Annotated in this window: 24 protein-coding genes and 2 tRNA genes; 12 read left to right on the top strand and 14 right to left on the bottom strand. The window is 34.4% G+C overall.

Going from position 1 to position 23,558, the window contains the following annotated elements; translation table 11 throughout:
* Positions 1-247 precede the first annotated feature (247 nt).
* The gene (locus AACL20_RS05925) at positions 248-961 is read left to right on the top strand and encodes a hypothetical protein (protein ID WP_339052009.1); all 714 of its coding nucleotides are present in this window, start codon (positions 248-250) and stop codon (positions 959-961) included.
* Positions 962-1,363: 402 nt separating this feature from the next.
* Here the strand turns inward: AACL20_RS05925 and AACL20_RS05920 are convergent, their stop codons facing one another.
* A complete protein-coding gene (locus tag AACL20_RS05920) occupies positions 1,364-2,134 on the bottom strand; it encodes a methyltransferase domain-containing protein (RefSeq protein WP_339052008.1) in 771 nt (256 codons plus the stop codon).
* A gap of 415 nt (positions 2,135-2,549) precedes the next feature.
* A complete protein-coding gene (locus AACL20_RS05915; RefSeq protein WP_339052007.1) occupies positions 2,550-2,837 on the bottom strand; it encodes an NADH dehydrogenase ubiquinone Fe-S protein 4 in 288 nt (95 codons plus the stop codon).
* A gap of 124 nt (positions 2,838-2,961) precedes the next feature.
* Between AACL20_RS05915 and xseB the strand changes: the two genes are divergently transcribed.
* The 7 genes from xseB (at position 2,962) to AACL20_RS05880 (ending at position 9,520) form a co-directional block, all read left to right on the top strand.
* Positions 2,962-3,240 (top strand): exodeoxyribonuclease VII small subunit, encoded by a 279-nt coding sequence (gene xseB / locus AACL20_RS05910; protein ID WP_339052006.1) that lies wholly within the window; start codon positions 2,962-2,964, stop codon positions 3,238-3,240.
* Positions 3,241-3,274: 34 nt separating this feature from the next.
* Positions 3,275-4,186 (top strand): DMT family transporter, encoded by a 912-nt coding sequence (locus AACL20_RS05905; protein WP_339052005.1) that lies wholly within the window; start codon positions 3,275-3,277, stop codon positions 4,184-4,186.
* A 339-nt stretch (positions 4,187-4,525) separates the two neighbouring features.
* Positions 4,526-5,905, top strand: coding sequence for a D-alanyl-D-alanine carboxypeptidase/D-alanyl-D-alanine-endopeptidase (dacB, locus tag AACL20_RS05900; protein ID WP_339052004.1), 1,380 nt, complete (start codon positions 4,526-4,528; stop codon positions 5,903-5,905).
* Positions 5,906-6,336: 431 nt separating this feature from the next.
* Complete coding sequence (locus AACL20_RS05895) at positions 6,337-7,233, top strand: hypothetical protein (protein WP_339052003.1); 897 nt, start codon at positions 6,337-6,339, stop codon at positions 7,231-7,233.
* A 48-nt stretch (positions 7,234-7,281) separates the two neighbouring features.
* The gene (locus AACL20_RS05890; RefSeq protein WP_339052002.1) at positions 7,282-8,139 is read left to right on the top strand and encodes a type III pantothenate kinase; all 858 of its coding nucleotides are present in this window, start codon (positions 7,282-7,284) and stop codon (positions 8,137-8,139) included.
* A 716-nt stretch (positions 8,140-8,855) separates the two neighbouring features.
* Complete coding sequence (locus AACL20_RS05885) at positions 8,856-9,227, top strand: IS630 transposase-related protein (RefSeq protein ID WP_339052001.1); 372 nt, start codon at positions 8,856-8,858, stop codon at positions 9,225-9,227.
* Positions 9,228-9,328: 101 nt separating this feature from the next.
* Complete coding sequence (locus tag AACL20_RS05880) at positions 9,329-9,520, top strand: hypothetical protein (RefSeq protein ID WP_339052000.1); 192 nt, start codon at positions 9,329-9,331, stop codon at positions 9,518-9,520.
* Positions 9,521-9,534: 14 nt separating this feature from the next.
* Here AACL20_RS05880 and AACL20_RS05875 read toward each other — a convergent pair whose 3' ends face one another.
* The 6 genes from AACL20_RS05875 to AACL20_RS05850 all read right to left on the bottom strand — a co-directional run bounded on the left by AACL20_RS05875 (position 9,535) and on the right by AACL20_RS05850 (position 12,727).
* Positions 9,535-10,749 carry an IS256 family transposase gene (locus AACL20_RS05875; protein ID WP_339051785.1) on the bottom strand — a complete coding sequence of 405 codons (1,215 nt, stop codon included), beginning with the start codon at positions 10,747-10,749 and terminating at the stop codon, positions 9,535-9,537.
* Between the two features lie 314 nt (positions 10,750-11,063).
* On the bottom strand, positions 11,064-11,354 hold the full coding sequence (locus tag AACL20_RS05870; protein ID WP_339051999.1) for a GIY-YIG nuclease family protein: 291 nt from the start codon (positions 11,352-11,354) through the stop codon (positions 11,064-11,066).
* A gap of 71 nt (positions 11,355-11,425) precedes the next feature.
* Positions 11,426-11,515: transfer RNA gene (locus tag AACL20_RS05865), tRNA-Ser, on the bottom strand.
* A gap of 166 nt (positions 11,516-11,681) precedes the next feature.
* On the bottom strand, positions 11,682-12,179 hold the full coding sequence (nusB, locus tag AACL20_RS05860) for a transcription antitermination factor NusB (RefSeq protein ID WP_339041587.1): 498 nt from the start codon (positions 12,177-12,179) through the stop codon (positions 11,682-11,684).
* Positions 12,151-12,594 (bottom strand): 6,7-dimethyl-8-ribityllumazine synthase, encoded by a 444-nt coding sequence (locus AACL20_RS05855; RefSeq protein ID WP_339041589.1) that lies wholly within the window; start codon positions 12,592-12,594, stop codon positions 12,151-12,153. Before AACL20_RS05855 ends, nusB begins: the two co-directional genes overlap by 29 nt.
* Positions 12,595-12,641: 47 nt before the next feature.
* Positions 12,642-12,727 (bottom strand) — tRNA-Leu (locus AACL20_RS05850).
* 392 nt (positions 12,728-13,119) lie between these two features.
* Here AACL20_RS05850 and fdxA point away from each other — a divergent pair.
* Both fdxA and AACL20_RS05840 read left to right on the top strand, forming a co-directional pair.
* Entirely contained in the window at positions 13,120-13,467 is a 348-nt protein-coding gene (gene fdxA / locus AACL20_RS05845) for a ferredoxin FdxA (protein WP_339041592.1), read from the top strand.
* 223 nt (positions 13,468-13,690) lie between these two features.
* Positions 13,691-14,596 carry a D-alanyl-D-alanine carboxypeptidase family protein gene (locus AACL20_RS05840; protein ID WP_339051998.1) on the top strand — a complete coding sequence of 302 codons (906 nt, stop codon included), beginning with the start codon at positions 13,691-13,693 and terminating at the stop codon, positions 14,594-14,596.
* A 385-nt stretch (positions 14,597-14,981) separates the two neighbouring features.
* On the opposite strand, the gene AACL20_RS05835 is transcribed toward AACL20_RS05840, so the two are convergent.
* The 6 genes from AACL20_RS05835 to ccoG form a co-directional block, all read right to left on the bottom strand.
* Complete coding sequence (locus tag AACL20_RS05835) at positions 14,982-16,892, bottom strand: ankyrin repeat domain-containing protein (protein WP_339051997.1); 1,911 nt, start codon at positions 16,890-16,892, stop codon at positions 14,982-14,984.
* Positions 16,893-16,958: 66 nt separating this feature from the next.
* Positions 16,959-17,303, bottom strand: coding sequence for a phosphodiester glycosidase family protein (locus AACL20_RS05830; protein WP_339052695.1), 345 nt, complete (start codon positions 17,301-17,303; stop codon positions 16,959-16,961).
* A 38-nt stretch (positions 17,304-17,341) separates the two neighbouring features.
* Positions 17,342-18,162 (bottom strand): IS5 family transposase gene (locus tag AACL20_RS05825; protein ID WP_339051669.1). Its coding sequence is split into 2 segments (ribosomal slippage): positions 17,342-17,775 and positions 17,775-18,162, totalling 822 coding nucleotides; the frame shifts between segments, so codons are not numbered across the junction.
* 42 nt (positions 18,163-18,204) lie between these two features.
* Positions 18,205-18,567 (bottom strand): hypothetical protein, encoded by a 363-nt coding sequence (locus tag AACL20_RS05820; RefSeq protein ID WP_339051996.1) that lies wholly within the window; start codon positions 18,565-18,567, stop codon positions 18,205-18,207.
* A 33-nt stretch (positions 18,568-18,600) separates the two neighbouring features.
* Positions 18,601-20,037 (bottom strand): ATP-binding protein, encoded by a 1,437-nt coding sequence (locus AACL20_RS05815; protein WP_339051995.1) that lies wholly within the window; start codon positions 20,035-20,037, stop codon positions 18,601-18,603.
* A gap of 201 nt (positions 20,038-20,238) precedes the next feature.
* A complete protein-coding gene (gene ccoG / locus AACL20_RS05810) occupies positions 20,239-21,621 on the bottom strand; it encodes a cytochrome c oxidase accessory protein CcoG (RefSeq protein ID WP_339051994.1) in 1,383 nt (460 codons plus the stop codon).
* A gap of 209 nt (positions 21,622-21,830) precedes the next feature.
* Between ccoG and AACL20_RS05805 the strand changes: the two genes are divergently transcribed.
* Both AACL20_RS05805 and AACL20_RS05800 read left to right on the top strand, forming a co-directional pair.
* A complete protein-coding gene (locus AACL20_RS05805; protein ID WP_339051993.1) occupies positions 21,831-23,075 on the top strand; it encodes a hypothetical protein in 1,245 nt (414 codons plus the stop codon).
* Positions 23,076-23,237: 162 nt separating this feature from the next.
* Complete coding sequence (locus AACL20_RS05800) at positions 23,238-23,552, top strand: hypothetical protein (protein WP_339051992.1); 315 nt, start codon at positions 23,238-23,240, stop codon at positions 23,550-23,552.
* Positions 23,553-23,558: the final 6 nt, after the last annotated feature.

Genomic DNA, 23,558 nt, shown 5'->3' with positions numbered 1-23,558 from the left:
TAGTGTTAGAGATGTGGTTAAAAGCATGTAAGTATATATCAGTTTGTCGTTAGAGATTTTGAGTTTTTTATGTGTGGCGCGCTATTTATTGCAAATTATTTCTTGTTGAGCTGCATTTGTTAAATTTGCAATTTTCACTACTTAGCCTGATTTTAAAATAGGAACCTTTATGCTAACGAAACCAGATCCAATCATGATTCTAGAAAAAATGTCCGATTTTCAAAAAGAGTCTTTGAATGTGGTGTTTATGCAGATGCTGCGGCATCTGTATCAGTATAATTGTTTAAAGCCATTGATGGATCTGAGTGCGACTAAATGCCAGCAAGAGTTGCTGAGATTCAAAGTGCAAGATAGACAGTTTTTTGATCTTGATGAAGGTAATTGTATGACTATTGAGTCAGTCTCAATAAATAATTTGCTAAATAAATTTAAGCAAAAAAAGAGATATGTAATTACCATCAAAAAACTTGGGTATGATGTGATTATTCATGAGATTGCACATATGTTGGAAAGAGAAGTTGAGCTGCCGCTGCATGATTTTTCAAGTGTTTTATTGAATAACCTAAAAAGAGCAGAGGTGAGTAATATCACACTGAAAGCTACTATAAAAAAAGTCTTATTTGAGGAAGTGTCACATTATCAGAAATCTCATGTTCAATCTGAGTTATTTGCTAGGTATTTTCAAGTCATCGCAATGTCGAAAGATATATCAGGGTTCTCTTCTGTTACTGGATATAGAGTCAAAGATGTGTTAGAAGCATTATGTGATACACAAAAGTGGCTTGAAGAAAATATATATGAGCTTATATCAAGCAAGGTAGATGCTGCAATTGAATGGGCGTCGAGGTGTTATATCAAATCGATTGATGATGTAGAGCATAGGTGGTCTGAACAAAAGGTAGGGTCTATACATGTTGCTGGAAAAGCTTGGAAGAAAACTATTCAATCTATAAAAAATTGATTGTTAATCCAATTTCTCGATATTGCTATTGCGAGTTGCCAATGATTTTATAGAATTTGTGTCTAATACTAGTAAATTATATAGTTCGTCCCCCCAAAAATTTATATACGCAAACAAATCAATTTTTGTGGAGAAGTGAGATGTGCAAAAATTAGCCTAGGATTCGGCGCTGCGCTAATTTTTGGATACATTAATTGGTCCTGCGCCGCGCACAAAAACACTACTTGCACAAAATCCGTAAAGGTTTTTGCACTGACTTATAACCTCTTCTTACGGATTTAAAGCGCTATTCTGACACTCAGGGGCGCTATTTCATGCGCACTTTCGAGACTTTTGGCGCCATACTATATATCCGAAAATTAGCGCATGGCCGCTTCTTTAAGCTAATTTTTCATGGATAGACTACATTGCTCTATCTCTGAAGCCATGGAGAGAAATTATGTCGAATGTTGCTGGTATTTTTCCATCATGCGTTTGATATTGCTCTTTATAAAATTTTTCAGCGGTCTTGAAAAAAGTCTTGGGTGGAATATCATTTGCGCGGTTGTACATACAGTTACTTTGTCTGCTAAATCTAATGTCGTTCAGAAGTTCTTTGATGCTGCTGTAATATACAGTGATGCGGTTATTTTGTATAATGGAATTCGCAAAACCAGATCTTTGCATTAATTCAGCAGCAGACTTCGAGCTTATCATAGGTGAGATTCTAGGAAAAACGCCCCCATAGTATTCTAAATCAGCAAGCCCAAGTGCATTTCTAAGTTCTTGTAGTGTAAAGTCACCAAACAAATTTGCTATAAAAAGACCGCCAGGTTTTAAAGCGTCAAGATAACATGTTAAAACTCCAGGAACATCATTAATAAAATGCAGTGAGAGGTGGGATATTATAAGATCAAATTTTTTGCCATGAAGATTTATATCTTCTTCATCGCATATAATAGACTCCACTATATTGCGCTTAGTTGATTTTGCTTGACATTCAATGAGGTTGTATAATGTTATATTTTTCGCATTTATAAGTGAAGTATTCGTGAAAAAACCATAGATAAGGCAGTCAGAAAAATCTGCGCTTATGTCGTTAAGAAAGTCTAGCGTATTTGCTGAAACTTGATCGAAAAGGAAGGAATGATTTTGAAAGTGCTTTATATTTTTTGAAATAAACTTTTTATGCAAGGCTCTATCAAAAATGGCAGGCAACTTTGTTAGACTAGAATTCACTTTTTACACTATTTTATTTATAGATAGTTCATCCGCTAAAAATTTATTTGCTATGCAAATCAATTTTTGTGGAGAAGTTAAATGTGTAAAAATTAGCACAGGATTCAGCACTGCGCTAATTTCTGTATATATTATTACTCATGTGCCTAAGCAAAACACTGCTTTCACAAAATCCGTAAGTTTTTTGCGTTTATTATAACATTTTCTTACAGATTTAAAGCGCTATTTTGACACTCGTGGCACCATTTCATGTCTCTTCTGAGACTTTTGGCGCACGTACTAGATAAGCAGCTTTGAGCATTATATAATGTTAGATCAGAAACTAAGGCATAGCTAGTTTAAGTTAAAAGATGGTGTGAAAAGTCTAGTGTTAGCGAAAGTTATTCACATAAGGCTTTATTATTTGTTTTCTATCATTATGTTGCAGCACATCATACTCTAAGCCTTCTATGGTTTTTGCATATGTTACGGCTTCATCTTTACTTGAAAATTTCAATCTGACTTGAGATTGTTCCATATCAGAATTAGCATCCCACCCCATCAATGGGTCTTTAAATCTAGTATTTTTAGGTAAAAACTCTAGTATCCAAAAACGTTCCCCGCATAAGCCAGATTGTGTGGCAACTTTTGTGGGCTTATATATTATTGCTTTTGTCATGATGCCGTAATACAAGAATTAATCAATCAGTTGTATAAAGAGAACGATATGGTAATTTGACTTATATAGTATGTAAGCGTAGAATATGTAACTACTTTTTGTCCAATAGTTCCTAAATAATATCATGGCGCAATCTAGTATAAAAGAAAAAGTAAGATCAAAGGGCAATAAGAGCAATGTCTTATCAGATTCTTTAGACCAAGAAGTGTCAAATATGTCATTTGAAAGTGCAATGCAGGAGCTTGAGACTATTGTGGAGATGTTGGAATCAGGAGATATTCCGCTAGATAAAGCTGTGTATATTTTTGAAAGAGCATCTATTCTATACAAATATTGTGAAGAGCAGCTTTCTGCTGCGGAGTTAAAAATATCCAAGGTAAATTTTGATAAGAAAAGTGTATAAGATTTTGCAAACAGATTAATTGTTATTTTCTATTATGTTAAAGTTAAAAGGATATACAGCAGGCATAGTAATGAAACTATTGAATTTATGCTTGTTTACCTGCATGTCTATATTTTCTCTGCATTTATCGTCTAGTATCTCACTAATACAAGCTTTTTTCATAGTTGCATGCATAGCTTGTTTTTTTATGCTGCTATTCTTGCTATATATGTTTTTATTGTATGGCAATAAAGAAATTTTCAAGTTACATGATGTAAAATTAAGTGTGATTAGATCTTTATTTAACGTCATAGGAATGCTTTATTGGCTTGAAGCACTGAGATGTTTGGGAGGGAATGATGCCACTGCAATCGGTTATATGACGCCGATATTCACATTGATTCTTGCATATATCTTCTGTAATGAAATTCCAACTTTTGAAATAGTTGGAGCTATATTAGTTGGGTTTCTTGGCATGTATATAATTGTACAGCCAACTTTAAGTCATATAATCTCATATGGAGCAGCTTTTGGTATTATATCTGCTCTAGGCTTTGCTATGCATGATGTACTCTGTAAAAAACAGACATTAAAAGAGCATTATGCAACTCAAAGTTTCTATCAGTTTTTGAATATTGCAATTATTACAGCGCCGTTTGCGCTATATAACTGGACTACAGTATCATCATCTGATGTATTATATATTACGCTCATGGCGTTTGTTAGTGTTTTTAATGTTATAGTACTGTTCTTTGCATACAAACTGGCTCCAGTAATGGTGTTGATGCCATTTAGCTATTGTAGATTAATATTCATGGCAGTTGCTACGTATGCATTGTTTGGTGATGTTCCATCACAAAACTCGATAGTTGGAGCTGTAATAATATCTATCGCATCTTCATACATTTTTTATACGCAAAGTAAGATGAAAGTAACCAAAGGTATAGTTTCTCAAGAGAATGTATGATGCAATGTGACTTGAGCATATTAGCAAATTAGTTATGACGTTTAGTGGTTTGATAGCAGAAAGCGTTTTTACATAGTATTTGTATGTTCTGCATTATAATCCTATCAGTGTTGCTATGATAGACTTCTTCAAACGCTTGTTCTAGCGGCCAATTGTTTAATCGTATCTTTAGCTTTCAGGGAGATGCTCATGTACTTCTTTGTAGACTTGTGCCTTCCACTAAGCTCCGTATTCTCCTTGCACTTGCCTCACTGGTATTTAAGTTTAAGAAGAAGTCTAATGATGCGTTTCATATTATGGCTATACTAATTTTAATGTTCTATGCCTTGAGATATAAAGATGAAAAAACTCATCACTCCTTTATTAAGTTGCTTACTGCTTTTTGCTTGTACGACTATTTCAACACAAGACGTTTATAAACAAAAGCCAGGGTTTTATTCATATATAATAGGTGATATAGCAAGTAACGAAATTTATGAGGAGCATTTGTCTGCAGCATTTGTTACACCTGCAAGTTGTCAAAAAGTTGTAACATCACTTGTTGCTACCAAGACTCTTGGATCTAACTATAGTTACAAAACAAATTTATCTGTTAAAAAGCGAGGCGAAATTATCGATGATATAATGATTTCGTTTTCTGGAGATCCAACTTTGACATCGATTGATATTGAAGAATTACTCTTGCCCATTAGAGATTCTAATATTTCAGGCCGCATATTCTTGGATGTATCAGCATTTAATATATCTCCTTACTCAAGAAATATACTATTGGATGATTTAGGACGTGCTTATGCTAGACCAATATTTCCAGCAAGTATAGATGAAAATATTATGAAATTAACTATATTTGCTACTAAAGATGGTGAATATGCTGATATATTTGATGAAGATTGGCATAAAATCGGCATACAAAAAGTAAGTAAAAATTTCGGCCCTTATCAAGAGATAGACAATCATCTTCTAACTTCAAATGAAAAATCAAAAATTGAGCTAGAGTGGAATGGAAGTTGTATTGTAATCAGTGGCACTATTAATAATTCTGAAGTTGCAAGAACGTTATATGTGGCACCGATAGATGTAGAGTCCTACGTCATGTATAAAATCAAGAAAATACTCGCAAAATTAAAAATCAAAGGTCGTGTGAAATTTTTTCATAATGATGTTTGCTCAAAAGATGGGTTTTCGCTTGTAAATACTGTAAAATCTAAACCTATCAAAGAGATCATGGTTAGTGCACTTAAAACATCTGATAATTTTGTGTTTGATAGTATATATGTAACAACCTTGAAGTCACAAAAACAATCGAAATATCTAAAGTGGAACGATGGCAATGAAATTATAAAAAATCTTATAGCGCAGCATTTTGATATAGATTTTGGCAATGCAATATTTGTCGATGGCTCTGGTCTGTCGCGTTATAACAGGCTTCAGCCAGCGAAACTTTTGGAATTATTGAAAAAAGGATTTTTTGTAGAAGGATTTGTGGATTCTCTGCCGAAATCTGGTGAGGTTGGTACTACTATGGAAAAAAGAAAGCTAGATATTGACATTGTAGCTAAAACTGGCAATCTATCTGGTATAAGTTGTCTTTGCGGATATAAAAATAACTCAATTGTTTTTGTAATGAGTGTTAGTGGTTTTTGTTCTCCGCAAGGTGAAATGCATGGAAACATGGATAGCTTTCTTAATCATCGTCTTGCAATAGGTAAGAAAAGTTGATTTGCAATACACTTAAGCGCAAGTTATAAGTGTAATTTTATCAAAGTGATGAGCGGTAATATAATTTAATGAATCAGATATTTTTTATGATTAATATATACCTATTTAGTCGCCTGCTTTGTCACTCTTAAAGCAGATGGTTTATGTTGATTGCAGGCAATTATGATATGCCGAAAGTCCAAGAGAAAGAGTGGCAAAATTGTTAAAAATCTTATGGACTTTGTTGGTAATACCTAAGTAGTATTTGCTAGATACAGGATAAATGATATATCAGAAAATTAACGCAGGGCCGCCTCTTTAGGCTAATTTTTGTACATTTAACTTTCGGTAAAAATTGATTTGCGCAGAAAATCAATTTTTACAGACAGACTATCTACTTTAAAATAAAATCTTTGTTTATGTTTATTATTAATTATAGATGTAAAAATATTATGCGATTTGTGTTGCTCATTAATTTTTTATTTTTGTATATCAGTTTTAGTGAAGCAATTGCAAATGAAAAAGCACAACCCAAAGCTTTGACATATGGCAATAAGCCAATAGAAGCATATTGTATTGCAAAGATTTTAGGTGGTACAGATGATGATAGAGTAGATTTAAGACAGTGTTATAAGGAGATAATAAAAGAAAAAATAGAAAGGCAACCTGTGAATACAGATGTGCCAAGTGGATTTCAGGGTTACGATTACAAGAAGGAATACTGCTGTGAATCTATGTATTGGCAGTATTTAGGTTCTCCTTGGCTTAATCACTTTTTAATATATTCGTTTTATAGCGGTGGCGGTAGTGGAAATTTTACGTCAATAAGCATGTTGAAAAGAGAAGGTGACATTCTTATTAAAGAAAGAGTGCTAGATGATGGTGACCGTGCTATGGGTGGGATTAGTGAGCCAATACTCAATGCAAGCAAGCTAACTTATTATAAATCCATTAGTATGCAAGACTTCTTTTTGCTTGGGTTACACCATTTGGGTAATGAATGGGAAAGTTATAAGAGAGATGAAAAAGAATCTATAAATTCTCTGCCGTTTTGTGCTGCTTGCAGCTTTGCCGAAGTTGGTTATCTGATAGACTTCTCTGCTCAAAACCCTGAAGCTAAAATGATCAATGTAATACTACCACAAAATGATGAAAGCTTTCAGGAGAAAGATCAGCAAGAAGAGGTTGAAGAAAAGAGTTTACAAGAATGTATATTAAGTGTTGTGCAGCAATATAATGCAGCTGGTATGAATCAAATGACACAAGATCAATTCAAGGAATTTACTCAAAATGTTATTAGTGTGTTTAGTAAAAATGCCAGTAAATCAAATATAGCTGTACAACAATAAACAATTAAATTATAGTTAAGTTATTAAAAAGCTTGTAAAAGAGGTGGTGTGTTCCTAGCGATAGATGTAGGTAATACTAATACAAATTTTACTATTTTTAGGGCGGAAAACAGCTTAGGTTTGCAGCTGCATTCTGTCGAAAGTTACGGTTGTTCACCTGATGAAAATATGGACCAATCTATAATTGGTACTTTTAAGCTTCAGACTGATTATAAGAGAGAATGTGACGAATATATGGCGTTACTTTCTACGCTTTTTGATAATGCTAAGATTGATTTGAGAAAAATCGATGCGGTTGGGGTTTCGTGCGTAGTTGCGCCTGTATTAGACAAGATTATTACATTTATTAGCAAATATCTAAAAAAAGAGCCATTTATAATATCTGCGCACAATCAGAAGATACTAGATTTATCGCGGTTATGTCATCCTGAGACGCTAGGGGCAGACTTGATTAGCGCTGCGATAGCTTCTGTAATGTTATATAACTCACAATGCATTGTGATAGATTGTGGAACTGCCACTACCATATCTTTAATTTTCAAAACAGATGGTATATGGAGATATGATGGTACAGTAATAACACTAGGGTTAAGTGCTACAGGCAAAGCAATCAAACATTTCATTCCAGCACTCTCAAATATTAATGTCGATTTAAATAGACCTGCTTTGTATGGTAGAGATACGAGAGGGGCGATTGCAGCAGGTTTGTATCACGGCCATATAGGGATGATCAAGCATATTACAACCACATTACAAAATGTATGTTTTCAAGATATTAAGCAGAAGTGTCTGACAATAATCACAGGTGGAGCTGCAAAGATGTTATTACATGAGATAGATTTTGTAGATATATATAATCCACACTTGGTGGAAATTGGGGTAAAGTTTGGATATGAGATGCGATAATAAAGTCTCGCTATTAACTAATCATTTTTGCATCAAACATTGTGATGTAGTATATGTTATAGCTAACTAACCATAAAATACGCATGTTAAACATTTGTCTTGTTGATAAATTTAGTATCCGCTTTTCGTCTGTAATATAGCGACATTACTGCATTGCAAACAAATAAAATTTATCCAAAAAATATAGCGTTTTCATACTCATTTTATGGTTAGTTAGCTATATATACTCATAGGATATCATGATAACGCGAGTTGCTAATTAATTGCTTGGCTGGTGTGGCAGATTTTAGGGCCATATATGTTACTTGAGGGTTTTGCAAATAAACAAAAATAAAATATGAAAAAGGTTGTTGTATCAAGGTACTGTTTTTGATGATTTGATGAAAGATCTATTGATCCGCATTGCCGGTAATTAGTAGCTTAGATGCTGAATATTGATTGGCAACTCGTGCTATGATAATTTTCGAATTTAATTTGATGTATAGCTAAAGCAGCATAAAAAAATCATGCTAAACTTTATCTTTTTGATAAATTTTAAGTTAGCTTTTCGCCTGAAATAGCGGTTATATTACAGATTACAAACGAATAAAAATTTATTCTAAATACTCGCTTGCCATACTTACTTTATAGTACTTTAGCTATATGGCTAAAACAGTATAAAAGAGGTATGATATACGTTAAGATGCTAGTTGTTATGAAAGAAATGAAAACATAAAATGTCCTACTCAATTCAATTCAGAAAGAAGGTGTTAAAATTACAAGAAGCTGGTGAAACATTCATAAAATTGTCGGAACGATTTAAAATATCAACGACAACAATTAGTAAATGGAAGAAGCAACTAATGCCTATCAAGCATAGGAATAAAAAACCAGTAAAAATAGACTATGAAGCTTTAAAAAGAGACATACATGATCATCCTGATTCTTATAGCTATGAAAGGGCATTAAAGCTAGGTGTAAGCGCATCTGGCATTAGATACGCAATAAAGCGTTTGGGTATCAGCTATAAAAAAAACTCTAAATCATCCGAAGGTAGATTGCGTAAAAAGATCTATATTTTGCCAAAGAATAAAGCGCTTACAAAGTGAATGGAACATAATTGCTTGCGTTGATAAGAGTCTTTATCAAAGATTGTGTAAATTATAGTAGAGCCTATATTTGGAATTAATAAAGAATATAGGTAATTAGAATGAAGACAGAAAAGAATAAGAAAATAAATGAAGCGATAGATTTACTGATAGAAGGAGGAGCGGATTTAAAGACAGTACTGAAGCAGGATGGATTGATTAAGGAATTAACGAAGAGTATTTTGGAGAGAGCCTTGCAGGCAGAAATGTCTGAACACTTAGGTTATAACGGGTCTTTCTCATTGATTGTGTAAATTTTTTAGAGCCATTAAAATCTCCCATCAAATTTGATTATAAAATGAGCCATAGCTTCATTCCAGTTAGAGATAGGCATGGTCCATTTTTTGGTAATATAATCAATCGTTAGGTATAAAACCTTGAATACCGAATCATCATTTGGGAAAACACGCTTATTTCTTGTAACTTTTCTCAACTGACTATTCAGCGATTCTATAGCATTTGTAGTGTAAATTATCTTACGGATACTCTCTGGATATTGCAGAAATATTACAAGATTCTCCCAATTATTATACCAGGATTTTGCTATATGTGGATATCGTTTACTCCATTTCTTATCAAAAGATTCTAGGGCAAGATGCGCTTCATCTTCAGTAGCAGAGCTATAAATAAGCTTTAAATCTGATGCCAATAATTTTCTGTCTTTATATGATACATACTTCAGGCTATTTCTAATTTGATGTACTATACAAAGCTGATGCTCAGTTTTGGGATAACTTGCGCATATAGCTTCAGACATACCAGTCAGGTTATCACTACAGGCAATTAATATATCTTTTAATCCTCGATTCTTCAATTCAGTAAAATTACTAAGCCAGAATTTAGATCCTTCATTCTCACTTATCCATAATCCTAAAATATCTTTCCGGCCCTGTAAATCTATACCCAGCGCAACATATACTGATTTATTAATTATCTGTTTATCTTGCCTTACCTTAACTATTAAACAATCAAAATATACTATAGGATATAATGGTTCAAGAGGTCTACTCTGCCAAATTCTAACCTCATCAATTACATCATCTGTAACCCTACTAATTAAACTCTCACTAACTTCTGCTCCATATAATTCTTGTAATTGGATCTTGATATCAGACAAACTCATCCCCTTGGCATACAGAGATATTATCTTTTGATCTAAACCATCTATTCTTGTTTGATTCTTGGAGACAATTACAGGTGCAAATTTACCTTCTCTATCTCGCGGAATATTTAACTCGATACTGCCATTCTCAGTAATCAAATTCTTATTATAATGACCATTCCTGCAATTCTCAGTTTCAGACCTATCATATTTGTTATAACCTAAGTGTTCAGACATTTCTGCCTGCAAGGCTCTCTCCAAAATACTCTTCGTTAATTCCTTAATCAATCCATCCTGCTTCAGTACTGTCTTTAAATCCGCTCCTCCTTCTATCAGTAAATCTATCGCTTCATTTATTTTCTTATTCTTTTCTGTCTTCATTCTAATTACCTATATTCTTTATTAATTCCAAATATAGGCTCTACTATAATTTACACAATCTTTGATAAAGACTCTTATCAGTACATATAAAATCCTAAAGCTTCTTACTTCAAGAAGTTTATCTGCCATTGAAATATCAGCTTTGTTAGTTTATTTAGCAGATAAACTCAAGGATATGCTCTGCGCATTATGCAACAAAGCCGGTCGGACGTTTGCATCTAACGGAGAAATGGAGAATAAAAAGTGAGATTTTTTGGTGGGTGAAATCGGTGATTTTGTGATTCTCTAAGTGCGCATGTTTGGGTGACTAAATCTTACAAAAAGCGCTTCATATCCACCGCTTTTCCTGAGCCAGTTTTGAAATATTTTTCTAAAGCCATTGCCTTTTCTTTGGTTTCAACTGCAACATAACTTTTTAGTTTTGCATGCAAGAATCCAGCAGTTGCAGGCACTTTACCGTCATTATGAGCCTGAAATCGTTGCTTTAGATTGCTACTAAAGCCGACGTAAATATTACTATTTGATAATTCTAAAAATAAACATAATGCATAATTCTGCAGTCTCACTACGCCATCTACCTGCGCTCTACGAGCTTCGGTAGACAAGAAGCTTCGTGAGACACTCCTAGTTTTGACTCACTTCTGGGGGTGCCGCCCGAAGTTCGCAGAACGAAAGCTGGCGGAGAGAGAGGGATTCGAACCCTCGATACGGTTACCCGTATACTTCCTTAGCAGGGAAGCGCCTTCGACCGCTCGGCCATCTCTCCTTTTTTCAAAACAATGAAATGTATATCACATATATATGCTTATGCAAAACAATAATTTAGCAGTGTTATGGTAAATTGAAAAACGTATATTGCAAGATCCTGTAATGATTGAGTGCCTTATGCATCTTTCAAAATGAAAAATTATACCGATACTGCATATTAATACTCATTTTGATATCTTGTCTAGCACACCATTTGCAAAACCGCTTTCTCCATCGTGATTAAAAAGCTTAACTATCTCTATGTAGTCATTAATCAAAAATGCCTTTGCTTCTGCTTCATTAGATAAAATTTCATGTGTTGCTGCGCGCAGTACACACTGCACAACCTTAGCAATTCTATTCATAGACCAATTTGAAGACAGAAATTGCCCAATCTTTTCATCTATAGATTTTTGATTTTGGCAAACACTTTGAACTGTTTTAATGAGATATTGTTGATCTATCCATCGATATACACTAGGTTCTTGAGTTGTATTAATATTTGTAATTATAGAATTTATAATTTCATCGTAATTACAGAAACGTAGTTTTTCTATCGCTTTTGAATGTGCAGAAATTGCATACAGACACTGTACAGCAAGTACTCTAGTGCTATATCTTCCCTTTAGCCGTTTCTTCCACAAAGACTCTTTGTTAGTTTCTGTATTTTGAGTACTGATCATCTTCTATAAAATGCAGTTGGTTCTTTGCTTTGATTAATTGTAAGCAGGAATGTACAGCATCAGTCACAACAGCCTCTAATAATTCTGTTGCTTCCTTTTCATGTTGCGACGCTATTATACCAAAACCTACTGGCAGTACACAATCTAAAGATACATCACTAATACTTCGTAAGCACTCTTTTATGAGAATTTCATTGTAAAAACTACCATAAAATATACAGCCTAGCGCAACTACTCCTTCGAAATTATAAGCTTCTATTGATAGATTGATTGCTGTTGCTATATTTAGAGGATTTGTCACCGAAACAACCATATGCTCTGTATTATTGTGCTGTAGTATATTTTGCGCGACTTCTAGACTACGACTTGCTATTTTTCTGTGTAAAGTAGATTCTACAATCAATATTTTGTTCATTGATCTCAAGTTTTAGCTCCAACAAATAAAATGGGCACCAACAAAAATGGTGCGGATGGAGGGAGTTGAACCCACACGCCACAAGGGCACTAGATCCTAAGTCTAGCGCGTCTGCCGATTCCGCCACATCCGCTAAAATTCTTTACCTATTGTCAGACTTATTATATTACAACATTCGATACTACACACCAATAAAATGGCAGGGATAAATAAAAGCTGAACATATATCATAAAAATACTAGATTATAAGTCTAAGTACATCTTCTAATTCTATTGTATCAACTAAAATTCTTTATCATTGTCAGATCAATGATATTGCAATATTATACCGACTCTTCCATAGTGTTTGCTAATGATTATACAAAACACTATACAGCCCTAAAATCAGCCTGATCAAACTCGTTCCAATCGCACTTGTGATAAACAAAAAGAACCAGTCGGTCGAATCTTTAGGCATGGTAGGAATAAATACACTTTTTATTGTATAAAATCAACAACGAAATGTAATAGAGTACGACTTGATATATGACATACGTAGTAACTGAAAAATGCATAAAATGTAAGTATACTGATTGTGTAGAAGTTTGCCCTGTTGACTGCTTTTATGAAGGGCCTGATATGCTTGTAATAAATCCTGAAGAATGCATAGACTGTGGAGTTTGCGAACCAGAATGTCCCATTGAAGCTATACAATCTGAGGGGGCTATAAAAGATCAAGCTCAGAGAGCCAGCATAGTAGAAATTAACCAGCGCTATTCAAAATTGTGGACAAATATTACAGAAAAAAAAGAACCTCTTCCAAATGCCGAGAGACACAAGGATGAGCCTGGGAAAATGCTCAAGTATTTTAAAGAAGCATTGGATAGAAATTAATGTGTAGTAAAATTTTCTACCATTTCAAATAACGTTAGTTTATTCTGTTAATTGTTGTTGTGCTTTCTTTTACTTACATAAAGCCGTTGATTGTTTTTTTGACTGTCTCAGGCTCAACTCTCGCTTGTACCGATATGATATGGCGATTTAATGTATGTTATGTATAAGGCATTCAATGTTTTGTGTGTGTGTTTCTTATAAGTTTATTAACTCATTTTATAAGATGCGTAGTATTTATATTTTTGCTGCAATAGTCTTTACTATTGTGCTATTTCCGCTAACATCAGATGCAGCCAAGAAAGGGCGGTCACATACTACACATAAAAATCACACAACCAGCAATAGTATTACGCAATCCCCGAGATATGCTGGGCTTGTTGTGAATGCAGACACTGCAGAAATAATATATTCTAAAAATGCGAGAGTTCATAGGTACCCTGCTTCTCTGACGAAAATGATGACAATATACTTGACGTTTGAAGCGCTTAAATATGGTAGAATTAGGATGGATGATATTGTAACAGTTTCTGTTCATGCTGCAGCGCAACCAAGAAGCAATATGAATTTGAAACCAGGCGCAAAAATTAGAGTAAGAGAAGCTATATATGCTCTTTCTGTAAAATCTGCCAATGATGTATCAGTTGCGATCGGTGAGCATATTGCTGGAGATGAATCTAGGTTTGTTGATATGATGAATATTAAAGCTAAGAAACTTGGACTTCGTGACACTAAATTTTGTAATCCTCACGGGCTACATGATGACAAGCAAGTTAGTACTGCTTATGATATTGCGATTTTGACGCTTGCAATGCAGATACATTTTCCGCAGTATTATCATATGCTCTCAAAGACATCATTCACATATAATGGAAGAGTAATAAAGGGACATAATAAAGTACTGGAGCGTTATAAATGGGCAAACGGTGGTAAGACTGGATATTTAAAAGCATCAGGCTATCATGTTGTGACATCAACGAAAAGTCCATATGGCAGGTTAATCGCAGTGGTAATGGGAGGTGAAGCATATGGTGGGAAAGATAGAGATGATCATGCAATTCAACTATTGCAGAGTGCGTATGATATAATGAAAGCAAAAAAAATGAGCCGTTTAAATTCTAAAATTGGATAGTACCGTGCGCCAAAAGTCTCAGAATGGGCATGAAATAATGCTTATAGTGTCAAAATAGTGTTTTAAATCCGTAAGAAAATGTTATAATAAGTTCAAAAAAACTTGCGGATTTTGTGAAAGTAGTGTTTTTAGGCATAGGACAATTAATATATCCGAAAATTAGCATGGGGTCGTTCTAAAAGCTAATTTCTGTACATTTAACTTTCTCCACAAAAATTTATTTACACAGCAAATTAATTTTTGGCGGATAGACTGCATAACACTCTCTTTTTATGCAGCTTCTGAGACTTTTGGCGTGCGTACTACTGAACCCGCCGTGTACGGAAACAAGTATATGCTGTGATGTTGAAGAGACTGTTGTGAAGTCTCTTCCTACCACGATTCATCACTGTTGATCACTAAAACCGAACATTACTTTATCAAACTCATCCATAAACAAAGTTTCATATGATGTATCATTATAGCTAGCTCCGCAAGCAACATGATATTTTGCTACATACGTACATTCTTCCAATCTATCACTCAGCATTGTATAGGCATTTTTTATTGCTATCACTGCTTCTGTGCGAGTTATGCCATTTTTCTCAGCATAAGAAATTGCTTCGCTATATTTTTTGATGCGCTCAAAGAAATTATCTATAATCAATTTATTTCTATTTGTGTCAGTTTGTTCATAATATGAGTTTTCTGGATGGAATTGCACTCCAAGCTGACCAGTTTTGGAAGCTACTGCTTGTACCACCCCTTCTTTAGATACAGCTCCAAGTTTAACATCGCCAAGTTGTTCTTGTACTCCAGAGTATTCATGCGCTCTATACACTGGAAATACAACATCTGAAAATACACATTTCTCTAATGCTTCATTTTGCTCAGCTTTAGTAAGCGCTGCAAAATGTGGGAAAGTACCTTTAATGAATGTTACACGACGATCAAGTTCATGTTTATTAGCTACAACATCTAATTTTCCACCTTTGTTTAGAATAAGATGCTGTGCGCCTGAGCATATGCCAAGGTATGGAATCCCAAATTCATTTGAAACATTCAGCACAGATTGATATAACTTCTCGTTCTCTAGCATCTTCTCCCCTTGTATATCTTGCAGAGTAAATGGTACATTTGGGAAGCTATCGCCTGCTCCAGGATTAATAAATCCACTAAACTCTTTAAGAAATGCTGTGTCATTTTGCTGAGCTTGAGACAATGGTAGTATATGTATACCGTAGTTTGAATGCGCAAATGGTTTTACTGCTTCAAGGACATTTGATGACCACATATCTAGTATGTTTGAGACTCCAAGTAAAATTCCAGAAATTGGAACATTGTCATGAAATAATTCTTGTACAAGATTAGTATCTTGGCGCTGCAACGCACCTCTCATAATTGTCTTATAATCAAAGTCTAACGATATATTGCCTAAAAAACTATTTAAACTTGGTTTTTTCATCATATTGTAAAGCGTATATTCTATACCTTGAGAGCTAGACAAATTACTGAACAATAGCTCAGTTAATTCAGAATTATTATCAAGCGCCGCTTGATACACTGCGGATTCATCTGCTTTAGCGCCGTTTTCAAGTAGCAATTTTAATATTTCAAAGCGATTAGATTCGATAGCATAGTAAACTGCAGAGTGAATAACATTATGCATACTGCCTTCTGTAATTTTCCAGCCATTTTCAATAAGCAACTTAAGAATCTTGATATTTCTATATGCTAATGCATACTTTGCTGCATATTCGCTAATTTTTTCTTCTTTTTTTATAAGAGACTCGAGTTCCTTGTATCCATTATGTCGAACAATAGTTCTGACTATATCTTTGTCAACTTTATCACAGTGTTTTAATAATAGTTTAAGTGCTTTTTTGTGATTTTTAATAAGAGCGATTTCTACAAGACCTGTGTCGACATTTCCACCATTTTTGAGCAGCAATTTTAGTATTGTGATGTTATTAGCACGTACAGCACTCTCCATCACATCTCTGTCAATATTTACGTCATGCTTCAACAAGAGTGCTACGGTTTCGCTATCATTTTGCGATACTGCAATATTTACAGCATATTCACTAACTTTTACACCATTTGCAAGCAGAGCATTCATGTTCTCCATGTTTTTTTGCTTTACCGCAATATCTAAGGAGGTTGTGTTGCTACTCATGTGACTTTTAACTAGCAACCTTAGCGCACTGCTATCTATTTCCTTAATCGTTGAATTTTCTGCGGGGAGATCAGTTGTTGTAAAAAGATCCGTAATTGCAGCAATTATTGCCGACAGTATTGTTGTAAAATCAAGTTTCATATATAATAGACCTCTTGCATAACCATATAAATTGATTAAAATCCTTGATTTTATCAAGGATTTTAATCAATTTATATGGTTATGCAAGAGGTCTAATGTAATCTCTCCTGGATCTTGCTTATTATATTTTTCCGCTAATATTTTCTCTTTTTCTTTTATTATTGACTGTACTTCACCCATAGTAATAGCTGTTATATCTCTTATATAATAATGTTCTGCCAAAACTATAATTATCTTTCTATTGGAGTCTATTCCCAAGGCCGTACGTGCGTGAGGTCGTGTATAAAATTCACTTTGTTTGTTCAAAAGCTCCTCAGAGATTTTACCATGATCGATTAACATGGGGATACCAGATACAAAAGAAATATCTTGGTTTTTATAATTTGCAGGGTCTGATTGATTAATTGTGATGATTCCGTTTTTTATAATAGACCTCTTGCATAACCTATTTAAAGCTCAAAGTTATAGATACCAGCAAGTAAATTAAACCTTAAACCGAATCGTTTTCTTCTGTTCCTATAACGATCAGCGATAATTTTAAATCGTTTGATCATGCCTATGACGTTTTCATTTAAAACACGTTCACTAGACAATTGACGATTTTTCTTTTTATCTTTCCTGCTTAGTGGTCGCTTTTTTGTCTTTTTCTTTGGTAACTCTGAATTATAATGCAACTTATCAATGCCTTGATAACCAGTATCTGTAAGAACTTTAATCTCAGGGTGGATGTGAACTCCGGATTCTTTAAATAACCTGAAATCATGACGCTTGCCATTAGAAAAATTAGTGCAAATGATTTCTTTTTTCCTTTTATCCACAATAAGCTGAGTTTTTAGAGTATGTCGCCTCTTTTTTCCCGAATAAAAGTGCTTCTGTTTTTTTTAGGTCGTTCTATCGGTGTTTCAGTAGCATCAATTAACACAAGTTCGTATTCAGAATCGCTTTTTAGTAATGCTTTACGTCCAGGTAGTGAAAATCGTTTATCTTTAATTAGAGTATCTTCAATCCAACGTATATTACGATAACAGGCACTTTCACTTATTCCATAACTGCGGGAAATATGAAAATATGTCCTGTATTCACGCAAGTACTCAAGCGTCATGAGTAATCGATCTTCTAAAGCCAATTTATTGGGTTTTCCACCTTGAGACTTTAAAATAGCTTCAGCTTCTTTTAATATACTTAGTATAACTTCAAACGTTCCTCGTTTAATGCCAGTAAGCCTGCGAAACTCTTCTGCGTATTCATCTTTGATGTTTTCAAACTTCATGTTATCCTTGATAAAATCAAGGATTTTAATCAATTTATATGGTTATGCAAGAGGTCTAATGACTAATGGTTGTATGAGCTTTTTAAGGCCATATACTTTGCCGTGGATTACTAAACTACGGCTTGCTTTTCCATCGTTTTTACCGCCTATTTCAAAAAAGCCACCATTAATAGCTATATTAGCAGAAGATTTTTGCGCAATAGATGAAACAGTTTCGCGGCCAATATTTCCATTATTCGCTTTAATAATTTCAGCTTCGTATTCAGATTGATCTAAGTGCACTATATGTATCACTTTAGAATTTGCTAACTTTTTCTCATAAGTATAACCTAAAGCGTTGGTTGTAAGTTGTGGTAAGAGCATAGCAATTATTATTAATATGATCTTCATTTTTTTAACTCCCATTTTAATTTTTTTATGAGTTAATTGTTGCTCTCATTAACTCTCTAAAAAATCAACTATATCGATGATGCGATAAAAGTATGAACTTGTTGCAACGGAGTCAGTGACGCCACTTAAATGGAGTAACACTGGTATGCTTGCAAAACCTCTTGGTACTTTCAGCTTTGTTATTTTATCTTGTACTTCGTTGATAATATCGCTATTAACTTCGCGTTTTTTGAATTTAAATTCACAAATAAATAGGTTTTTTGTCACAGTTTGTACAAGATAATCAATCTGACATCCTTGTTGCGTACTGGTTTTCATCTGTCTATATGGGCCGCTAGAGACGATATCTAGAGCATGTATGCCAATTGCTTTGAAAATAAGAGAGCGATTTTGTAAAAGTAGATATTCTAATTGTAGGCCTAAATGAATTTCAAACCCTGGTAATGATTGTAGTGTAACATCTGCATATCCATTAATGGAAATTTTTGCCAGATTCGGCTCTATCATCTTAAGATAAAATCTCATATAAGGATCTGAAATAGCATATAAACTTTGCTTTAATGGCCTGGTTGTTTTGAAAGACCATAAAGATTGTTTGACTATGAAACCTGCAACAATTAGATGCTCCATCATTTGACTTAAAGTGCCGCTATGAGGAAACTTTATTGCTGTGCGAATTTCCGATAAAGTCTTAGCTCCATCTTTGAGGCTATCTAGGATTTTCTTATAAGTGGTGCCTTTACCATCAAATAGATCGTGAAAAATACGATCAAATTCTGTTACTAATAACCCACTTTTCTCAAAAGCAAGTTGTTTGATATTTTCATCAGCTGTGATTTTGGGATTTAATTGTTCCAAGTACCATGGTACGCCACCAATAATACAGAGTAGCTTGTACTTATCATAAGGCGACATTTTGATGCCTGTTTTTCTTAAAAACTGGGCGCTTTCTGTGATCGATAAGGGTTCAAGATTAAGTGTTAGGTTGACTCTGCCGAAGAAGGCTGTGCTTTTTAAAATATTTTCTTCAATCCATGTGGAGACAGATCCGCAAAATACAAGCAGCATATGTGTGGTTTGCTTATCCCACCAAGCTTTAAGTTTTGGAATAAAAGTTGGATCCTTTGAGCCCATCCAAGAAATTTCATCAAATAGGATGATGTCACCTGGATTGATATGTAAGCTCAAATGCTCAAACGCATCACTCCAATCCTGAAATGTTATAGGTGGTACTTTCAGCATTAATGATAATTGCCTTGCAAAATTATCTCTTTGTGCTTGTGGTGATATCCCATCTTGTGGCGCAAGACCTGCAAAACTCCAAAACGTTTGACTATCTATGGTTTTAACAAACTCAAGTATTAGTCTGCTTTTTCCAATTCTTCTGCGTCCTTTAACTACAACTAAGCTTGATGTTTTCTTTTTGTATAAGGCTTGCAGGCGCTCTAATTCAACTCTGCGGCCAATGAAGATAGAATCAGACATAGTGATCTCCTTGTATGCTCAAAATATAATATATAATGTGTTGAGCATTGTATTAAGTCAATAAAAAATGCTCAACGCGACAAATTCTATATTTTGAGCAGAAAAATATGCTCTGCTCTAAAATAGACCTCTTGCATAACTCAATATACGCAAAATTTAGTCAGGATGCTCTTTTTACAATTTGCGAAATATCAAATTTGCTTATTGTGAAAATGTCGATGAAGTTTGAGCAGATACACCATTTGAATCTGTAATGATGAATTTAATCGGAGATTCACTTTGCCCGTCGTGTTTATTAGTTTTCACAAAGATTTTATAAGTTACGTCTGAGTCTTCTGGTGCTGTTATCGTGCAGTTATTTGAATAGTCCTGCATCATGTTTTGCAGTAAAAAAGTTGCATTATAAGCATACTCTAAATTCAGCTCAAGTTTTTGTGTTTGAAGTGTTTTGTTGGATATTTTTAGCAAAAATGTATTTCTGACCATACCATCTGGTGTAATGACAAAAAGCGCACTTCTATCCTTTTGTGCTGTTATGATATAGCGTGATTTATGTGCTAGTGTATAAAGCAGAAGTGAGCAGGATATGATCATAATTAAGCCATAAAATATTGTTTTTGGCCTAAATATATTGCGGTGAAAGAGAATTCCTGATTGCTTTGCGGATGTGCTGTTAATACTATCATATGCTATTAACCCAGTTGGCCTCTTGAGCTTTGTCATCACGCTATCACAAGCATCAATACAGAGTCCACAGCCTATACATGCCATCTGTAATCCATTTCTAATGTCTATACCCATTGGGCAAACTAAGACGCATTTTCCGCAGTCTATACAGTCACCGTGTTTTACGTCTTGAGCGGTACTGGTATGTTTGTCTATAGGATGTCTTGGTTCTCCGCGCCAGTCGTGGTATGTGACAACGGTTGTGTCTGAGTCAAGCATTGCTGATTGAAACCTGCCGTATGGGCACATGTATACACACACTCTGTGTCTCAAAATGGCTGCAAACAAATATGTACTTGCTGTTAGGGATAGAAGCCATCCAACACCGCCATGCGTGACAGATAAGTGAATTACATCATGTAGAAGGTCTGGTGCTTCATAAAAATAGCAGACCCACCCAAATGCAAATAAGAAGCTAAGTAATAGCCAAGAGAGGTGTGTGAGTGATTTTTTTATAACTTTTTCTTTGTTTATGGGGCTAGAATCTAATTTTATCCTTGTATTTCTATCTCCTTGGAAGAATTCTTCTATTTTGACAAATAGATCAACAAAAACTGTTTGCGGGCAAGTATAACCACACCATAACCTGCCGAATAACGAAGTAAATAAAAATAGTCCAAGAGCTGATAAAACAAGTATAGCTGCTATATAATATAGCTCATTTGGCCATATCTCTATGCTAAAGAAGTATCCACGCCTTTCTGGAAGATCAATGAAGAACGCTTGCTTAGGAGCAAAACTGCCTCTATCCCACCTTATCCAAGAAGCACCAAAATATATTAATAAAAGAGCAGCGTTTACCGCATTTTTTATGCTCCTGTATTTTCCAGTTATGCTGGAATGGTAGATTTTATCCATAATTGCGTATCTATTAATACCTATTTTGATGCAATATGTGTTGCAAAACGGCAACTATACTAATTATTTATCATCTTAATATGATTTTAATAATTGACTATACTTGCAATATAATGCTTTATAATTTATTAAGGAATTGTGAATGCGATGTTAAGAAAGCTGTTTCGTATTGCACATCTCTATAATATCAAAAAAGAACTGGTAAGAACATGGTAGATTATAGTAATCCAGCGTTTGTTAAAGCAAGGAATGCAGCGGCAGTGCGAAAAGAAATTGAGTCTTCTGGGCGAAGTTTTGAGACTTTTGCTGCAACAAATCTGACAGATGCAGAAATATTTACTATGACAAATCGGCTGAAGCCATTGTCTATGAATGATATAAAACAAGATATTTGCCAGCAAATTTCCATCATTCCAAATGATTGCAGTTTGTCTGATTTGAATATATTAAATGTTCGGCTTGGAGCAGCATTATCATTGCCAAGTAAAGTTTTGGAGGCATTTGGAGTTAATGATACAAGTTCAGATGTGTTTCAAGGAATAAAGCATGATGTTTATAAACGTGATGCTTTTGATGATACATTTGAAGATCTCACAGGCACTGTCCAGGGAGACAATGTCTATTTTGATGCAGCGCTCTTTGAAGAGGGAGCCAAAAATAAAAAGTTGTTCACGGATAGTTTAAACGAAATTGGCCAGATTGTTAGCGGCACTGCATCTAAAAGAGTGCTGTATCCAGATACTGCTCCTAAAATTGCTTCAGACGTTAGCCAACTTTATGAAGATCAAGTTGCTTCAAATAATATCTTGATAAAGCTTGGAATTACACCAACTGCTGCGAATTCAAACTCTACTTATGTTGCAAATAAAGTGCAGGCTTTAATCGATGCTGAGAAGAATTTTTTCTCAAAAATTGGTATGAATCCTGAGCTCTATGAGAAGTATGAGATATCAGATTTACCAATTAAAGCTGCCTCAATATTAAATCAAATAAGCATTTATCAGAAAGCTAAATTCACAATTGATATAGCATGTAAAAGATATGTTAGTGGTACAGAGTCAATGTCATTAACTGATGCTCAGCAAGAATTTAGAGATGCATGTATTGAGTTTAATTCCGCAACTTCTAAAACAGATATTGGCAATGCACTTTCAAATGTTTGTATGAAAATTTTCGAGGTAAGTGTTACAGGTAATATTGTTGTTGTTATTACTACATCTGAACCTGAATTTGATGTGGTACGGATGGTACCTGCTATGGTCTCCCGTGCTTGCAGTTCTTTTACTGGGGCTCCAACGGTAGATGGGAATGGCGCTATTTATATGCATCTTGATCGTGCCTTTACAGCTGGTTGGACTACTGGTGCATATACTTTTTTCAATTACTTACCAGACAATATCAAATTATTGGATGAGATTATGGCAAGTGATTATCCTTGGCTCACTTTCGATTGATTCTCAATTTTCTTTTATTGAAAGCGTATAAAAAATAACTCTGAGATATTTTTATGAAGATTAAATCATTATTTGTTGCGTGCACTAGAACTTTAAGATTGGTGTGAGAATTTCGTTCTAACTTTTCACGCCTTTAATCTCAGAAATTAATTGAGGAAAAATATGGTTGATGTAATAGCAAATAATCAAGCCTTGCTAAAGATGCAAAAAGCGGCAAAAACAGCTGATATACTGCGGAAATTGGGCCTTGATGTTAATACGTATGATCTTTCAGACACGTCTAGCGAAAACGTGCAATTGATGGAAGATACAAAAGCGAAAATGAGTCTTGCTGAAGCTCATGCAAGTGTTTGTTTGAAGACGGTAGAGAGCTGTGTTCTGAATAAAATAAGTTATGTGCCTCAAGAGGTGAATCAAGTAATAGCGCAGCAAAATGCACTTGCTTCAATGCTTGGATATACTAGACCTCTTGCATAACCATAT

The sequence above is a fragment of the Candidatus Lariskella endosymbiont of Epinotia ramella genome, assembly GCF_964019805.1.
Taxonomy (GTDB): domain Bacteria; phylum Pseudomonadota; class Alphaproteobacteria; order Rickettsiales; family Midichloriaceae; genus Lariskella.
This window is presented reverse-complemented; position numbering and strand designations above follow the sequence as displayed.

Excerpts from the sequence above, each read along its gene's own strand:
- nusB (WP_339041587.1), bottom strand. The coding sequence starts at position 12,179 with ATGATCAGTACTCAAAATACAGAAACTAACAAAGAGTCTTTGTGGAAG.
- AACL20_RS05805 (WP_339051993.1), top strand. The coding sequence starts at position 21,831 with ATGGTAGATTATAGTAATCCAGCGTTTGTTAAAGCAAGGAATGCAGCG.
- xseB (WP_339052006.1), top strand. The coding sequence starts at position 2,962 with ATGGCGCAATCTAGTATAAAAGAAAAAGTAAGATCAAAGGGCAATAAG.
- AACL20_RS05855 (WP_339041589.1), bottom strand. The coding sequence starts at position 12,594 with ATGAACAAAATATTGATTGTAGAATCTACTTTACACAGAAAAATAGCA.
- AACL20_RS05815 (WP_339051995.1), bottom strand. The coding sequence starts at position 20,037 with ATGTCTGATTCTATCTTCATTGGCCGCAGAGTTGAATTAGAGCGCCTG.
- AACL20_RS05915 (WP_339052007.1), bottom strand. The coding sequence starts at position 2,837 with ATGACAAAAGCAATAATATATAAGCCCACAAAAGTTGCCACACAATCT.
- fdxA (WP_339041592.1), top strand. The coding sequence starts at position 13,120 with ATGACATACGTAGTAACTGAAAAATGCATAAAATGTAAGTATACTGAT.
- AACL20_RS05885 (WP_339052001.1), top strand. The coding sequence starts at position 8,856 with ATGTCCTACTCAATTCAATTCAGAAAGAAGGTGTTAAAATTACAAGAA.
- AACL20_RS05840 (WP_339051998.1), top strand. The coding sequence starts at position 13,691 with ATGCGTAGTATTTATATTTTTGCTGCAATAGTCTTTACTATTGTGCTA.
- ccoG (WP_339051994.1), bottom strand. The coding sequence starts at position 21,621 with ATGGATAAAATCTACCATTCCAGCATAACTGGAAAATACAGGAGCATA.
- AACL20_RS05875 (WP_339051785.1), bottom strand. The coding sequence starts at position 10,749 with ATGAAGACAGAAAAGAATAAGAAAATAAATGAAGCGATAGATTTACTG.
- AACL20_RS05925 (WP_339052009.1), top strand. The coding sequence starts at position 248 with ATGCAGATGCTGCGGCATCTGTATCAGTATAATTGTTTAAAGCCATTG.
- AACL20_RS05800 (WP_339051992.1), top strand. The coding sequence starts at position 23,238 with ATGGTTGATGTAATAGCAAATAATCAAGCCTTGCTAAAGATGCAAAAA.
- AACL20_RS05820 (WP_339051996.1), bottom strand. The coding sequence starts at position 18,567 with ATGGGAGTTAAAAAAATGAAGATCATATTAATAATAATTGCTATGCTC.
- AACL20_RS05905 (WP_339052005.1), top strand. The coding sequence starts at position 3,275 with ATGTTAAAGTTAAAAGGATATACAGCAGGCATAGTAATGAAACTATTG.
- dacB (WP_339052004.1), top strand. The coding sequence starts at position 4,526 with ATGAAAAAACTCATCACTCCTTTATTAAGTTGCTTACTGCTTTTTGCT.
- AACL20_RS05880 (WP_339052000.1), top strand. The coding sequence starts at position 9,329 with ATGAAGACAGAAAAGAATAAGAAAATAAATGAAGCGATAGATTTACTG.
- AACL20_RS05895 (WP_339052003.1), top strand. The coding sequence starts at position 6,337 with ATGCGATTTGTGTTGCTCATTAATTTTTTATTTTTGTATATCAGTTTT.
- AACL20_RS05835 (WP_339051997.1), bottom strand. The coding sequence starts at position 16,892 with ATGAAACTTGATTTTACAACAATACTGTCGGCAATAATTGCTGCAATT.